The organism is Erythrobacter mangrovi (assembly GCF_013260645.1).
Classification (GTDB): Bacteria; Pseudomonadota; Alphaproteobacteria; order Sphingomonadales; family Sphingomonadaceae; genus Qipengyuania; species Qipengyuania mangrovi.
In genome coordinates this window covers 1,913,921-1,927,984 of record NZ_CP053921.1, presented here as the reverse complement: position 1 = coordinate 1,927,984, position 14,064 = coordinate 1,913,921, and the positions used below count along the sequence as shown (strand labels likewise).

General features: G+C 62.0%; 14 protein-coding genes and 1 tRNA gene. 7 read left to right on the top strand and 8 right to left on the bottom strand.

Translation table 11 applies throughout. The features are described from left to right. Positions 1-8: 8 nt before the first annotated feature. The 4 genes from pip to HQR01_RS09835 are packed head-to-tail and all read right to left on the bottom strand — an operon-like array spanning position 9 to position 5,236. Positions 9-971, bottom strand: a complete 963-nt coding sequence (pip, locus tag HQR01_RS09850; RefSeq protein WP_173214708.1) for a prolyl aminopeptidase — start codon at positions 969-971, stop codon at positions 9-11. Next, on the bottom strand, positions 968-1,795 hold the full coding sequence (locus HQR01_RS09845; protein ID WP_173214707.1) for a phosphodiester glycosidase family protein: 828 nt from the start codon (positions 1,793-1,795) through the stop codon (positions 968-970). Before HQR01_RS09845 ends, pip begins: the two co-directional genes overlap by 4 nt. Beyond that, a complete protein-coding gene (gene trpE / locus HQR01_RS09840; RefSeq protein ID WP_173214706.1) occupies positions 1,792-3,333 on the bottom strand; it encodes an anthranilate synthase component I in 1,542 nt (513 codons plus the stop codon). Before trpE ends, HQR01_RS09845 begins: the two co-directional genes overlap by 4 nt. Continuing rightward, positions 3,299-5,236 (bottom strand): peptidyl-prolyl cis-trans isomerase, encoded by a 1,938-nt coding sequence (locus HQR01_RS09835; RefSeq protein ID WP_173214705.1) that lies wholly within the window; start codon positions 5,234-5,236, stop codon positions 3,299-3,301. Before HQR01_RS09835 ends, trpE begins: the two co-directional genes overlap by 35 nt. Positions 5,237-5,439: 203 nt before the next feature. Between HQR01_RS09835 and tpiA the strand changes: the two genes are divergently transcribed. The 3 genes from tpiA to HQR01_RS09820 all read left to right on the top strand — a co-directional run bounded on the left by tpiA (position 5,440) and on the right by HQR01_RS09820 (position 8,406). Next, positions 5,440-6,201, top strand: a complete 762-nt coding sequence (tpiA, locus tag HQR01_RS09830; RefSeq protein ID WP_173214704.1) for a triose-phosphate isomerase — start codon at positions 5,440-5,442, stop codon at positions 6,199-6,201. An 85-nt stretch (positions 6,202-6,286) separates the two neighbouring features. After that, positions 6,287-6,667 carry a preprotein translocase subunit SecG gene (secG, locus tag HQR01_RS09825; RefSeq protein ID WP_173214703.1) on the top strand — a complete coding sequence of 127 codons (381 nt, stop codon included), beginning with the start codon at positions 6,287-6,289 and terminating at the stop codon, positions 6,665-6,667. 104 nt (positions 6,668-6,771) lie between these two features. Beyond that, positions 6,772-8,406, top strand: a complete 1,635-nt coding sequence (locus HQR01_RS09820; protein WP_173214702.1) for a CTP synthase — start codon at positions 6,772-6,774, stop codon at positions 8,404-8,406. Positions 8,407-8,738: 332 nt separating this feature from the next. Here HQR01_RS09820 and HQR01_RS09815 read toward each other — a convergent pair whose 3' ends face one another. After that, positions 8,739-9,209 (bottom strand): Hsp20 family protein, encoded by a 471-nt coding sequence (locus HQR01_RS09815; protein ID WP_173214701.1) that lies wholly within the window; start codon positions 9,207-9,209, stop codon positions 8,739-8,741. A gap of 161 nt (positions 9,210-9,370) precedes the next feature. Here HQR01_RS09815 and grxC point away from each other — a divergent pair, with 161 nt between their 5' ends. The 4 genes from grxC (at position 9,371) to HQR01_RS09795 (ending at position 11,036) form a co-directional block, all read left to right on the top strand. Further along, the gene (grxC, locus tag HQR01_RS09810; RefSeq protein ID WP_173214700.1) at positions 9,371-9,634 is read left to right on the top strand and encodes a glutaredoxin 3; all 264 of its coding nucleotides are present in this window, start codon (positions 9,371-9,373) and stop codon (positions 9,632-9,634) included. After that, positions 9,635-10,453 carry a carbon-nitrogen hydrolase family protein gene (locus tag HQR01_RS09805; protein ID WP_173214699.1) on the top strand — a complete coding sequence of 273 codons (819 nt, stop codon included), beginning with the start codon at positions 9,635-9,637 and terminating at the stop codon, positions 10,451-10,453. It begins immediately after the preceding gene. A gap of 9 nt (positions 10,454-10,462) precedes the next feature. Further along, the gene (locus tag HQR01_RS09800; RefSeq protein ID WP_173214698.1) at positions 10,463-10,921 is read left to right on the top strand and encodes a DUF1178 family protein; all 459 of its coding nucleotides are present in this window, start codon (positions 10,463-10,465) and stop codon (positions 10,919-10,921) included. Positions 10,922-10,959: 38 nt separating this feature from the next. Next, positions 10,960-11,036: transfer RNA gene (locus HQR01_RS09795), tRNA-Arg, on the top strand. Between the two features lie 10 nt (positions 11,037-11,046). Here the strand turns inward: HQR01_RS09795 and HQR01_RS09790 are convergent. Genes HQR01_RS09790 through HQR01_RS09780 form a run of 3 tightly spaced genes read right to left on the bottom strand, consistent with a single transcriptional unit; the run spans position 11,047 to position 14,062 of the window. Next, on the bottom strand, positions 11,047-12,225 hold the full coding sequence (locus HQR01_RS09790) for an MFS transporter (RefSeq protein ID WP_173214697.1): 1,179 nt from the start codon (positions 12,223-12,225) through the stop codon (positions 11,047-11,049). Then, a complete protein-coding gene (locus HQR01_RS09785; protein ID WP_173214696.1) occupies positions 12,222-13,136 on the bottom strand; it encodes a haloalkane dehalogenase in 915 nt (304 codons plus the stop codon). Before HQR01_RS09785 ends, HQR01_RS09790 begins: the two co-directional genes overlap by 4 nt. 47 nt (positions 13,137-13,183) lie before the next feature. Then, on the bottom strand, positions 13,184-14,062 hold the full coding sequence (locus HQR01_RS09780) for a mechanosensitive ion channel family protein (RefSeq protein WP_234030116.1): 879 nt from the start codon (positions 14,060-14,062) through the stop codon (positions 13,184-13,186). Between the last annotated feature and the right edge of the window lie 2 nt (positions 14,063-14,064).

Below are 14,064 nucleotides of genomic sequence, written 5' to 3'. Positions count from 1 at the left end.
CCGTGGCGTCACGCGGACTTGCCAGCAAACCGGTCGCTGGCGCGGATCAGGCCATCGGTGATGCCGGGCTCGGTATAGAGATGCCCGCCGTCGGGCACGATCTGCAGTTCAACTTCCGGCCATGCCTGCTTGAGATCCCAAGCTGAACGGGGCGGGGTACAGCAGTCGTGCCGGCCCTGCACGATAATGCCGGGGATGTCGGCCAATTTCCACGCGTTCTCGAGCAGCTGGCCTTCCTCGAGGAAGCAGCCGTTGCGGAAATAGTGGTTCTCGATCCGCGCCGTGGCGACGGCGTTCTCACCCTCTGCCATGTGGTCGATGGTGTCGTCTTCGGGCAGCAGCGTGACGGTGGCGCCTTCCCAGCGGTTCCACGCGGCGGCGGCGGCCTTGCGCACTTCGGGATCGGGATCGTCGAGCAGTTCGCGATAGGCCTCGATCAGGTCGTCCTGCTTGTCCTCGTCGATGTGGCCGATGAAATCGTCCCATGCTTCGGGATAGAGTTCGCTGGCGCCGAAACTGCAGAGCCAGTCGTTCTCGATCTGGCGACCCAGGAAGATGCCGCGCAGGATCAGTTCGCTAACCCGATCGGGGTGCGTCTGGGCGTAGGATAGCGCCAGGGTGGATCCCCAACTGCCGCCGAACACCAGCCACTGTTCGTGCCCGCACATCTCGCGCAGCTTTTCCATGTCGCGCACGAGGTGCCAGGTCGTGTTGTGGAGCAGCGAGGCGAAGGGTGTCGAACGTCCGCAGCCGCGTTGGTCGAACAGCAGCACGTCGTAGAGTTCGGGATCGAACTGGCGGCGCTGGCCCGGGCTGCACCCTGCACCGGGGCCGCCATGGAGAAACACCGCGGGCTTGCCACCCGGCTTGCCTACCTTCTCCCAATAGATCGTATGCCCGTCGCCGACTTCGAGCATGCCGGTCGCATAGGGTTCAATCTCGGGGTAGAGAGTGCGGCGGTCTTGCGTCATTCACTGTCCTTTTTCGTCACGATGACGATGGGCCCGATTGGTTCGCCGGTGTCCAGCCGGTCGGTGGCTGGGTTCCACAGCTGCGAAACCGTTCCATCGAGATAGAGCGCGTCCTTCACCTTGAGCTCGTCGCGGTAGAAGCGCGCGAGCTTGCCGAAGGAGATCGGTGCGTTCGAGATCACGAAATGCGCGCGGCCCTGTTCGTCCACGCCAACCGCGTTGCGCACCAGCCTGGAAGAGCCGTCATGGGTGATTTCGGGATGAATCTTGCCGCCGATAACCAACATCGGCCCGGATTGCGTGCCGAAACCCGGGCGATCCCTAACATTGGCCAGGAAATCCTTGGTCGTACGGACGTGCCATTCGCCGCCGGTACCGTAGAAGACTCCATTGGGCTTCATATGGAAATTGCCTTCGCCATCGGCGGTGTTGAGCTCCTTGAGGCGTTCGGAGTTCTCGACGAAATAGCCGACCGGCTGCCCTTCTTCGTCGAACATTCCGGCGTTCATCGCGAAGGCTATGCTGTCTGGGTCGTGCGCCTTGGCGAAGGTCGCGAGGCTGCGATAGGGCGCTTCCCCGCTTGGCCCCAGGTCCATTCCGATCTCATGCCGGGTTGGGATAGCCACGCAATCGGTCAGCGGCGCATCCTCGAAAATGATCGAGCGGCAGGCGCTTTCGACCGAGCTTGCCACAGTCTGCGTGGGCGTTGGCGTGGGTGTCGCGCCCTTGCCATCGATGCGGGTACGCGCGACCGGTTCGCCTTCCGGCTGCGGATTGCATGCGGTGAGCACGAGCAAGGCGAGAGCGGCGAAGCGAGTCATCATTGTCCGAAGCCTGGTTCCTGCGCGAGCCTCACGGCTTCGCGTGCCGCGGCAAGCAGGGCGCCGGCCTTGGCTTCGCATTCGCGCTGCTCATAGGCGGGCTCGCTATCGGCGACGATGCCGGCCCCGGCCTGGACGTGCATGATGCCGTCCTTGACCACCGCGGTACGCAAAACGATGCAGCTATCGACCGAGCCATCGGGTGCGAAATAGCCGACCCCGCCGGCATAGGGTCCGCGAGTCGCGGGTTCGAGCTCGGCGATGATCTCGCAGGCGCGGATCTTCGGTGCGCCGCTGACGGTGCCGGCAGGGAAGCCGGCAAATAGCGCCTCAAGCGCGTCCTTGTCGCTTGCGAGGCGCCCGACGACATTGCTGACGATGTGCATGACGTGGCTGTAACGTTCGACGGTGAAGCTTTCGGTGACGGTGACGGTCCCGGATTCGGCGACCCGGCCGACGTCGTTGCGGCCAAGGTCGAGCAGCATCAAGTGCTCGGCCCGCTCTTTCGGGTCGGCCAGAAGCGATTGTTCGGCGAGCCGATCCTCTGCCAGCGTCGCCCCGCGCGGGCGGGTTCCGGCGATCGGACGGATCGTCACCTCGCCTTCGCGCACGCGAACAAGGATTTCCGGGCTCGAACCGACGACGGCGAAGCCGGGCAGGTCGAGGAAATAGAGGAAGGGGGAGGGGTTAATCCGCCGCAGCGATCGATACAGCGCCATCGGCGGCAGTTCGAAAGGCGAAGTGAAGCGCTGCGACAGGACCACCTGGAAGATGTCTCCCGCGGCGATGTAGTCCTTGGCGCGCAGGACCATCGCCTCGTAATCGGACGCAGCCATCGTCGGTGCGAGCGCGGGCTCAGGGTGACCCTGCGCGACGACCTTCGCGATCGGCAGCGGCTGAGCGAGCTTACGCAACACCTCGTCGATCCGCTCGCCCGCCAGTTCGATCGAGCCCTCGGGCCACACTGGCGCAATGCAGAAAAGCGCGTCGCTCAACCGGTCGAACACAAGGATCACTGTTGGCCGCACGAACAGCATGTCCGGCAAGTCGAGTTCGCCCTGCGGCGCGCGCGGCAGCGTTTCGACCAATCCGATGGTCTCGTAACCGAAATATCCCACCAGGCAGGCGAGTGCCGAGGGTAATGCTTCGGGCACATCGCAGCGGCATGAAGCAGAGAGGGCACGCAGTGCCTCGATCGTTTCGTTCTCGCACGGCTCGAAAGCGTCGCGATCTTCGCGCCAACGGGCGTTAATGGCGGCATTGGCGCCCGTTGCCCGGAAAACCAGATCCGGATCGAGTCCGATCAGGCTGTAGCGCCCGCGGACTTCGCCACCCTCGACCGATTCCAGGACGAAGTCCCCGCGCCCTTCCTCGAACAGCTTCAGCGCTGCGCCTACCGGCGTTTCGGTATCGGCAACGACCTTGCGCCACACGAGCGCAGGCTTGCCCGCTGCCAGCGCGGCACGTGCTACCTCAATACCTTCCAGTGCCGGTGCCAAGCGCGCCTCAGTTCCCGCCGAGCAGTTGCTTGCGAACCGCATCGATGGCGGTCGGGTTGCGTTCGACGCCCATTTCGGCACGGATCGCCGAACGCAGGAGATCGCCATACTCATCGCCGACAAGCTGAGCCATCTGGCCGCGTGCCTGGGTGACGAGCGGGTCGTTCCGGTCGAGTTCGTCCATTGTGATGGCGTCAAGGTCGACGACGAAGAAACCCAGCTTCTGCGCAGCTTCCAGCTTCTTCGCGGTTCCCTGGGCCATGCTGAACATCAGTGCGAGAGGAGGCGGGATGCGACGTTCGCGCTGGGACGCCAATTGCTCGCGCGTCAGATCGATCGAGTCGACCGAGGGGAGGGGGACATCTTCGGCGGCGAGCGCGGCGGCGAGCGTGGCACCGCCACGTACCCGCTTCAGCACGCGGTCCGCAGCTTCCTGCGCTGCCTTGAGACCCTGCGACTGGCGCCAGTTTGCCTCGACCGCCTGCTTGATCTCGGCGAACGGAGCCGTTGCTGCCGGCGTAATGTCACCGACTTCAAAGATCAAATAGGTCTCGCCACCCGCAATCGGGGCAATTTCCGGCTCTTCCTCATCCATTTGGAATGCGGTCTTGAGCGCCGGGGCCAGGACTTCGGGCAGCGATTCACCTGGCGCCTGGTACACTTGGCCGTTGGCGAGCGCCGGCTTGGTCATTTGGAGCTCGAGGCCGAGATCATTGAGCACTTCCGCAAGGGTAGCGCCATCGGCCAATTGATCTTCGACTTCGATCGCCAATTCGGCCAGCCCGCGCACGCGCTTTTCTTCACGCAGCGTTTCCGTGATTTCCGAGCGTGCCTGATCGAGGCTGCGGGCTGCGACTGACTTGATTGCGTCAACCCGCGCGACATGCCAACCCAACGCACTGCGTGCCGGTGATGAAATCGTGCCCTCGGCGGTCGAGAAATAGGCGTTCGCAACGGCCGGGGAGGCCTCTGTCGAAAGCGTCTGACGGCTCGCATCAGTGATGGATGCTGCGCGCAGGCCTGCCTCGCGGGCGACTGCGTCGAACGAGGCGCCAGCTGCGATGCGATCGCGGATCGACTTCGCCGCCGCTTCGGTGGGAACGATCAACTGGGTGACGTCGCGCGTTTCACTGGCGGAGTACTTGGCTGCATCCTGCTTGTAGCGCGCGGAGATTTCCGCTTCCGTCGGGACTGCACGGTCACCGAGGTCGCTGCTGTCGAAGGTAGCATAGCGGATGACGCGGCGTTCGGGCCGTACAAACTCCGTCCTGTGCGAATCGTAGTAAGCCCTCAGCGTATCGTCGGATGCGCCCGGTGGCGGCGCATAAGCGACCGCGGGGAGCAGTGCGATCGAACCCTTGCGCCGCTCCTTGAACAGCTGGGCATACCGATAGGCCATCTTGTTTGGAATGCTTGCGCCCAATCCGGCAGGAACAAAAACCTGCTGCGCCAGCAATCGCGTCCCCAGGTCATCGCGTGCCTGCGCATCGGTGATCCTCTGTTGCGCGAGGACCTGCCGGTAGGTGTCTTCGCTGAAGTTGCCATCGGGTCCGCGGAAGGCCGGGATCAGGCGGATTTCGCTGTTCACGAGATTATCGCCCGCACGGATACCATACTTGTCGGCAAAGGTCGCGAGGGCGAAACGATCGATCACGGCGTCGAGCGATTGATCGAGCCCCTTATTCGCTATGAACCTGGGCATCGTCAGCGTCGGGTCTTCCTCCCGCATCCGGTCGAGTCCGTTGTTGACAGCGCGCAGCAGGTCGGCGGTCCCGATCTTCTCATCGCCAACTACCGCCACCCGGTCACCACCCGCTACTCCCCCGAAAGTAGATCCTCCCGAGATGTCGCTGAGGGCGAAGGCGAAGCCGATCAAGCCGATGAAACCAAGCACGATTGCCAGGCCGATCTTCGACTTGAACATATTGCGGAAAAACTGGAGCATGCTGGCGAGGGATTCCGATTATTGGTTCTGACAGGAGTGCGACGGAGGTAGCGCCAGCACCGAAGAGCGCGCTTTATCCGGCCTGCGACCTCGCGGCAACAGGTCGCAAAGGCTTTTGACGCGCAAACAAAGCTTGTCTACCGGGGCGCCAGACAACGCCCCTATGTAGGGTAACCAAGTTTAGTTTACCGCAGGAACACACAATGGCCATTAGGCCCTATATCGTTGGAAACTGGAAGATGAACGGGACGCGCGCGATGCTTTCGGAAGCACGCGCGATCGACCGTGCAGCACAGCGCTACATGAAGGTAGAGGTGGCGGTCGCGCCGCCTTACACCCTGATTCACGCCGTTCATCGCGAGGCCGAGCAGATCGGCGTGGGCGCGCAGGATTGCCATCCGGGCAATGAAGGCGCCCATACGGGGGATATCTGCGCATCCATGATCGCCGATGCGGGGGCGAAGTTCGTCATCCTTGGCCATAGCGAGCGGCGCCAGGATCATGGTGAGAGCAACAAACTGATCAATGCCAAGATCGAATCGGCACTGGAAGCGGGTTTACGCGTGATCCTGTGCTGCGGCGAAACGCTGGAAACGCGCGACGCGGGCGACGCGGAGAACTTTGTGCTCCGTCAACTCAAGGCGGCGCTGCCGGCCTTTACCGACCCGGCGGAGCGTTTGACCATTGCCTATGAACCGATCTGGGCGATCGGCACCGGCCGGACCGCAACTGTGGAAGACATTGCCGCAATGCACGGTGCGATCCGCCAGCTGCTCGACGAAACGTATGGCGAAGAAGTGTCGTCGGCTGTGCGCATCCTCTATGGCGGATCGGTCAAGCCGGAGAATGCACGCGAAATCCTGTCGGCACCGGAAGTGGGCGGCGCGCTTGTCGGTGGCGCCAGCCTGTCGGCAGAAAGCTTCCTGGGAATCGTCGTCGCCGCTTCGGAAACCGAGGACGCCTGATCCGGCACAGCCTTGTCGTTTAGGCGAACTGCGCCTAGATGCGCGGTTCAAGCACAGTATCCGATTTCAAGAGTAGCCCAGCCAGATGTTCCTTTTCCTAACCGTCGTACAGGCGATCGTCGCCGCCGCGCTTGTCGGTGTCATCCTGATGCAACGTTCAGAAGGTGGTGGCCTTGGCATCGGCGGTAGCCCGGCGGGGATGCTCAGCGCTCGCGGCGCAGCCGACTTTCTAACCCGTTCCACGCGTTGGTTGGCGATAACTTTCGTTGTGCTGTCGATTGCGCTTGCGGCGATCGCCGTGAGCAGTTCGGATACTAGCGGCGTTGAATCGACGCTTGATCGTACAGTGGCTCCGGCCGCTCCGGTCGATCCGCTTGGTGCGGCAACCACTGGTGAAGCGACTCCGGCAAGTGGCGACGCTGCGCCGGCGGAAACCGCTGATCCGCTGTCCGACGCGACCGAATAAGTACTTCCATTGGCGTGAATTGTGGATTGCTCCGCCTGTGCGGCGCAATTCGCATGGCTTTGCGCTTGCCCCGACTCCATTCCTCAGCTTAAGGCCCGACTCCCATGGCGCGGTATATTTTCATCACCGGCGGCGTGGTCTCCTCGCTTGGCAAAGGTCTCATGGCAGCATCGCTCGCTGCCCTCCTGCAAGCGCGCGGCTACAAGGTCCGCATTCGTAAGTTCGACCCGTATCTCAATGTCGATCCGGGGACGATGAGTCCCTATCAGCACGGCGAGGTCTATGTGACCGATGACGGGGCCGAAACCGACCTCGATCTTGGCCACTACGAACGCTTCACTGGCGTGTCGGCGCATCAGGGCGATAACGTCACGTCAGGGCGCATCTATCAGCAGATCATCGCCAAGGAGCGGCGGGGTGATTACCTGGGCGCGACCGTGCAGGTGATCCCGCACGTTACCGACGCGATCAAGGAATTCGCACTGGCCGACCAGGGCGACCATGATTTCATCCTGTGCGAGATCGGCGGGACGGTGGGCGACATCGAAGGCCTGCCCTTCATGGAAGCGATCCGCCAGCTGAGGAATGAGCTGGAACCGCTCCAGACGCTGAGCGTCCACGTCACGCTGGTGCCTTATATCAAGGCCGCGGGAGAGCTTAAGACTAAGCCCACACAGCACTCTGTGCGCGAGCTGGCAAGCTTGGGCATCAAGCCCGATGTGCTGCTGTGCCGCGCGGAACACCCGATCCCCGATAGCGAGCGCCAAAAGATCGCGAACTTTTGCAACGTGCGCAAGGAAGCGGTAATTCCAGCGCTCGACGCTCCGTCGATTTACTCGGTCCCTCTCCAGTACCATGCGGAAGGTCTCGACACCGAGGTCCTGCGCGGCTTCGGGATTACCGATGCCCCGGAACCCGACCTTTCACGCTGGTACGATGTCGTCGACCGCCATTCGAACCCCGAAGGCGAAGTGACTATTGGCGTGGTCGGCAAGTACGTCGGACTGCAGGATGCCTATAAGTCTCTGAACGAGGCACTGGTGCACGGGGGCATGGCCCACCGGGTCAAGGTCAACATCAACTGGATCGATGCCGAAGTGTTCGAGCAGGGCGACAGCGACATCGCTGCGCAGCTTGAGCCGATGCATGCGATCCTTGTGCCCGGCGGATTCGGTGAGCGCGGTAGCGAAGGCAAGATCGCCGCTGTGCGATTTGCCCGCGAGCGCAACGTCCCGTTCCTCGGTATCTGCCTCGGTATGCAAATGGCCTGCATCGAAGGGGCTCGTGCGGCCGGCTTCGAGCAGGCGAGCTCGACCGAGTTCGGTGATACCGAACATCCGGTGGTTGGTATCATCACCGAATGGATGACCGAGGAAGGGCTTCAGACCCGTGAGGCTGGCGGCGATCTTGGCGGGACGATGCGCCTGGGCGCTTATGACGCCAAGCTGGCGGCCAACAGCCATGTGTCGAGCATCTATGGCGGTTCTACGGTAATCTCGGAACGCCACCGTCATCGCTATGAAGTCAATTCGGCCTTTATCGACCCGCTGGAGAAGCAGGGGCTGATTTTCTCCGGCATGTCGCCCGACGGATTGTTGCCTGAAATCGTCGAGCGGCCGGATCATCCGTGGTTCGTCGGCGTGCAGTTCCACCCGGAACTGAAGTCCAAACCGTTCGATCCCCACCCGCTTTTTGCCGGATTCATCGGCGCCGCACTCGAGCAGGCAAGGCTGGTTTAAAGATTTTTTGTAAAAAAACGACGTGCCAAGTGTCTGATTAGATTGAGATGTCAGTTTAAGTACTTGTAAGAGTGCGACAAGTTTGGCCGCTCGGGTGATATTCTGGTTTATCTCGTGTCACAAATGGTGCAGATTGCACTCGGTTCGGAGGTAAAACTACGGACTTTCGAGACACTTGTTTCGCCGAGTGGGATGGGCTTGCCTCGAAGCCGGTTGTCTTCTGCGACCCGGACGACCGTTTTTGGGGGCTAGGCGGCGGTAAACGTCGCGGGGGCGGAACCTAGGTTCCGCCCCCTACGTTTTTCAGCACTCTGCTGGTGGGCCGTCGCTTGTCAGGCGGCCTTGGTGTCGCTGTCGCTATCCTTGACGACTTCGAGGGTAGCCTGCCCACCGATCGCGATCTTCTTCGGCTTCATCGCTTCGGGTACTTCGCGCACCAGGTCGATCACGAGCAGTCCGTCGGCAAGGTCCGCGTTTTCGACCCGGACATAATCCGCCAATTCGAAGCGGCGTTCAAAGCCGCGATTGGCGATGCCGACATGCAGCATCTCGCCTTCGGTCAGTTCGTCGCGCTTGCGGCCCTGGACAACCAGCAGGTTCTGCTGTGCGGTGATATCGAGATCGGCCGGACGGAAGCCCGCAACCGCAAGAGTGATGCGGTATTCGTCTTCGCCTCGACGCTCGATATTGAAGGGCGGGTAATTGTCGCCACCGGCGTTGCGTGCCTGGCGTTCCATCAGGTCGAACAGGCGGTCGAAACCAACGGTCGAGCGGCGATAGGGGGTAAAATCCATACGGTTCATCGTGGCAAATCCTCTTATGAGCAATTTGTTATGGCGCGGCCCGTAATCGGCACCACGCCGCCTTTGCGAATGCTCCGGCAGAACCTAGATAGGGCAAGCAAAAGCGCTTTCAAGATTGCTGCGGCATCGCTAGCGCTAGTGATTGAAAGTGAGGAATTTCCATGACTAATCCCCCGGTGGTCATCTACACCAAGTTCGGTTGCGGCTATTGTTACAGGGCCAAGCGGTTGCTCGACCAGAAGGGTGTCCAGTACACCGAACACGATATTACGATGGGCGGTCCCAAGCGTACGGAAATGCTTGATCGCGCGCCCAATGCGCGGACGGTTCCGCAGATATTCATCGGTCAAACGCATGTTGGCGGCTCGGATGAGCTTGCTGCCCTTGAGCGGGCGGGCAAGCTGGATGTGTTGCTGGCGGGCTGAATGACGAGGATCGCCATCCTCCAGATGACCGCGGAGATCGATCCGCAGGTCAATGCCGCAACGATTGTGGAAGCAATCGCGAGCGCGGCGGGAGATGGTGCGGCGATCCTCTTTACTCCCGAAATGTCGGGAGTGCTCGATCGCGATCGCAAGCGCGCTGCCGCTTCGATCGTGGCGGAAGAGCAGACCGTTGCGTTGCAGCGCGCCCGCGAGGCTGCCGCCGCGGCAGGTATCTGGGTCGCGCTTGGCTCGCTCGCTGTCCAGGTGGCGGATGGACGCTGGGCCAACCGCGCGTTCTTGATTGACGCGAAAGGCGATGTCGCGGCGTGCTACGACAAGATGCACATGTTCGACGTCGACCTGGCGACGGGCGAGAGCTGGCGCGAATCCAATGCCTATGCAGCCGGTTCGGACGTCGTCACAGTGGACGATACGCCCGTTGGTCGGCTTGGGCTGACGATCTGCTATGATTTGCGCTTTCCTGCGTTATTTGAAGAACTTGGCAATCGACATTGCGACGTAATCTCGATTCCTGCCGCCTTTACGGTTCCGACCGGCAAGGCACATTGGCATGTCCTGCAGCGTGCCCGTGCGATCGAGGCGAGCGCCTTTGTGGTCGCCGCCGCTCAGGTGGGTGAGCATGCTGATGGGCGGCGCACCTACGGCCATAGCCTGGTGGTCGACCCCTGGGGCGAAGTGCTGCTCGATATGGGAGGCGATGCGCCGGGAGTCGGCTTTGCGGATATCGACCTTGCGCGGATCGCCGACGTTCGCGCGCAGGTCCCGAGCCTTGCCAACCGCCGCCCGATCGCCAAATAGGCTTGTGCGATGATCGTTTACGACCTCTCCTGCAGCCAAGGGCACCGGTTCGAAGGCTGGTTCGGCTCGTCAGCCGATTTCGCCGACCAGCAAGCCCGCGGGCTCGTCTCTTGCCCCCAATGCGGTACGGACGAAGTCGCGAAGGCACCCATGGCACCGGCAGTTCCCGCGAAGGGAAACAGCAAGTCCGACCAGCCGGTACCGACGCAAATGGCGCGCGGCGAAATGCCGGCGGAGGTCAAACAGGCCCTGAAGGCGCTGGCCGAAGCGCAAGCCAAGGCACTCGAATCGAGTACCTGGGTCGGCGACAAATTCGCGGAACGGGCGCGCTCCATGCATTACGGCGAGGTGGACGAGGCGCCGATCCACGGCCAGGCAACGAAAGACGAAGCGGCAGAAATGCTCGCCGAAGGCATTGCGGTGGCCCCATTGCTGTTCCCGGTTGCGCCTCCCGACGAACTCAACTGATTGCCTCCCGAGTCCGAGCCGCTATACGGGGCCCGGAAGCGCCCGTAGCTCAGCAGGATAGAGCACCAGATTCCTAATCTGGGGGCCACAGGTTCGAATCCTGTCGGGCGCACCACACTTTCGGCCTATTGCCCGAACCGCCTCCCGAAAGACGCCAAGAGGCTCAGGGTCAGCGACATTCCCGCCAACGCGATGCAGGTCCCGCTCCAACCGAATGCGTCGAAGGCAGCGGTACCGGTAACGCTGCCAATTCCCCCGCCCACGAACATGAGTACTACGTAGATCGTCGTGAGCCTTGTGCGCAGGTCGGGGCGTAGTGTCAGGAAGGTCATCCGCGAGGTTACGTCGATCCCCGGGCCAACGAGATTGGCAATGAACAGTGGCATCAGCAGCATCCAGAGCGTGTCGCCCATTGGCCAAAACAGGGAGATGCCGCCAAGCTGGACGAGCGCGAAAATAGACCGAGCCTTGCGCGGGCCGATCCTGTCGGCCCAGCTGCCGAGACGGGGTGTGGAGACAATGCTCACCGCCGCGATACCTGCAAGATAGCCGACGGTGTCGGTGCCGTAGCCCATGGACGGTGACGTGAGGTAGAGTGAGAGCGCCAGCCACAAGGCGATAAACTGCCCGAAATTCAGCGCCTGGATGATCCCCGACAGCAATACCTCGCGGTGCTCACGGATCATCGGGAAGACGGAGAGCAGCAGAGCCGGGTAGGAATGGTGCGCCGTACTGTCTCGTTCGCCGTGCTCCATGATCCTCGGCAGCGTTAGCGTGACCAGGACCATCAAGCCGGTCGCAATCCAGTAGACGCTGCGCCAGCCGAATTGCTCGGCAATGACCCCGGCACCCACGCGGGCAACGAGGATACCGAGGATCGCTCCGGCGGCGATCAGCGCCGTGACCTGTCCCAGTCGTTCGGGTGCAACGCGCTTCGAGGCGTAGGCGGGAAGCAGGTAAGGCGTGATGGTGAAGAAGCCGAGAAGCGTCGATCCGGTAACGAATGGTACGAAGCCGCCTGCCAGCGTCATCAAGCCCATGGCGGCCGTCTGACCAGTCGCGAACAGGATCGCTAATCGCCGATTGGAGAACCGGTCACCCAGGGGAAGCAGCAGGAAGATTCCCAGCGCGAGCGCGAGCTGGTTCAATGCCGGGACAAGCCCAATGCGGGCGTGGCTAACCCCGAAGTGATCCGCGACTTCGCCGATGATCGGGTGAATATAATAGGCATTCGCCACTACCACGGCGGCAACGGCCGCGAGCAGGTGTTCCTGCCGCCGCGATAGGTAGGTTGTCGTGCTCAAGCGAGATGGCCAGCCTTGCGCGCCATGTCGACAATGCCCTGGGCGAGTTCTGCAGGCCGGTCCTCCTGGCTGAAGTGACCACATTTGCTCAACATTGCGTGAGGTTGGCCCTTGGCGCCTGCGATACGCGTATTGAGCATGGGAGCCGCCGAACCGAGGACCGGGTCATCCTCCCCAAACAGGGTCAGGAAGGGGCCTTCGAAGTTGGCAAGTCCTTCCCAGGCAGCCAGGTTTTCGGCGATCCCGTCCATCCCGTCTTCGACCGGCACGAGCTGGGGGAAGGCGCGCGCCCCGGCCTTGCTCGCTTCGTCAGGGAAGGGGGCATTGTATGCCGCCACTTCAACGTCGCTCAGCGGTGTCTGCGTCGCGCGTTGGAGCAGATCCCCGATCACGAAATCGGGCGAGGTCCGGGCGAACTCGCGCCAGGCGAGGAAGGCATCGGTGATCTTGCCCCCGACGGGAAGCGCTGCGTTGCTGGCGACGACGCAGGTGAAGCGTTCGGGTTCCTGCCCGACCATGCGCAGACCCAGCAGGCTTCCCCAATCCTGGCAGAAGAGCGCCGCGGGGCGTGGCTCGACCGCATTGCGCCACTGTTTGAGCCAGTCGACATGGCGGGCGTAAGTATAGAAGGAAATATCGCTCGGCTTGTCGCTTTTGCCGAAGCCGATGAGGTCCGGGGCAAGCACGCGGAAGCCCGCATCGACCAGCAGCGGGATCATCTTGCGATAGAGGAACGACCAACTCGGTTCGCCATGAAACAGCAGCACAGGCGGCGCCGATTTGTCGCCTTCATCGACATAATGCTGACGCGCAGTCAAACCATCGCCAAGACCGACGGTGAACCAGTTTTCGGCGAAGGGGTAATCGGGGATGTCGGCAAAGCGATCCGCGGGGGTGCGCAGGATTTCCATGGGGGGTCTCTCCTTGTCAACCGGGAATCCGGTCTCGAATCGAAACCCTAAGGCGTCTTCTTTCGCGTGTCACCCAACTGGCTGACCGGAACCGTTTCTTTGAATGTGTGGGTCACATGCGGGAAGGGTATCTCGATGTGCGATTCATCCATGCCCGCCTTGATCGCGCGGATTACCTTGTCCTTGCTTTCCCATCCGGCACGTGGGCTTGATCCCGCCCACCAGCGTACCAGGAAATCGACAGAACTGCTGTTGAATTCCTGAGCGAAGATGTCGACGCCCTTACTGGCCAGGACGTCGTCCACGCCCTCGACTGCGCGCCGGATAACAGCGGCAGCGTGGTCGAGGTTGGTGTCATAGGATACGCCGACCACGACCTGATGGCGGCGGATGTCATCGTCGGTGAGGATCTCGACCGGGTTCTTGAAGAGTAGGGAGTTGGGAACGACGGTCAGCTCGCCAGATTGCTTGCGGACATGGGTTTCGCGCATGTTGATGTGTTCGACCTTGCCGGTAATACCCTCGCATTCGATGATATCGCCGATGCGCATTTTCTCGCGAACCATGATCAGGACACCAGCGAGGAAGTTCTCGAAGATGTCCTTGAAAGCAAAGCCAATCGCCACCGCGCCAATACCAAGGCCAGCGAGCATGCTGGCAAGGGTAAGGTCGGGGACGACCACGATCGCGGCGGTGAAAAGCCCGACGATCCAGATCGCCAACCGCACAAGTGTGTCGAACAGTGATTTCAGGCTTGCGCGCATCTCGGTGCGCCCAACCAGCATGTCGGAAATGCGCACAGCGAAACGCGCAACAATCCATGTCGCGAAGACGACGAACAGTGCGATGCCAAATGCGGGCAGGGACTCGACCAGGCCCTTGCCCATCTCTTCCAGCTGGCCGCGAAGCGTGCCGATGTAATTCACGC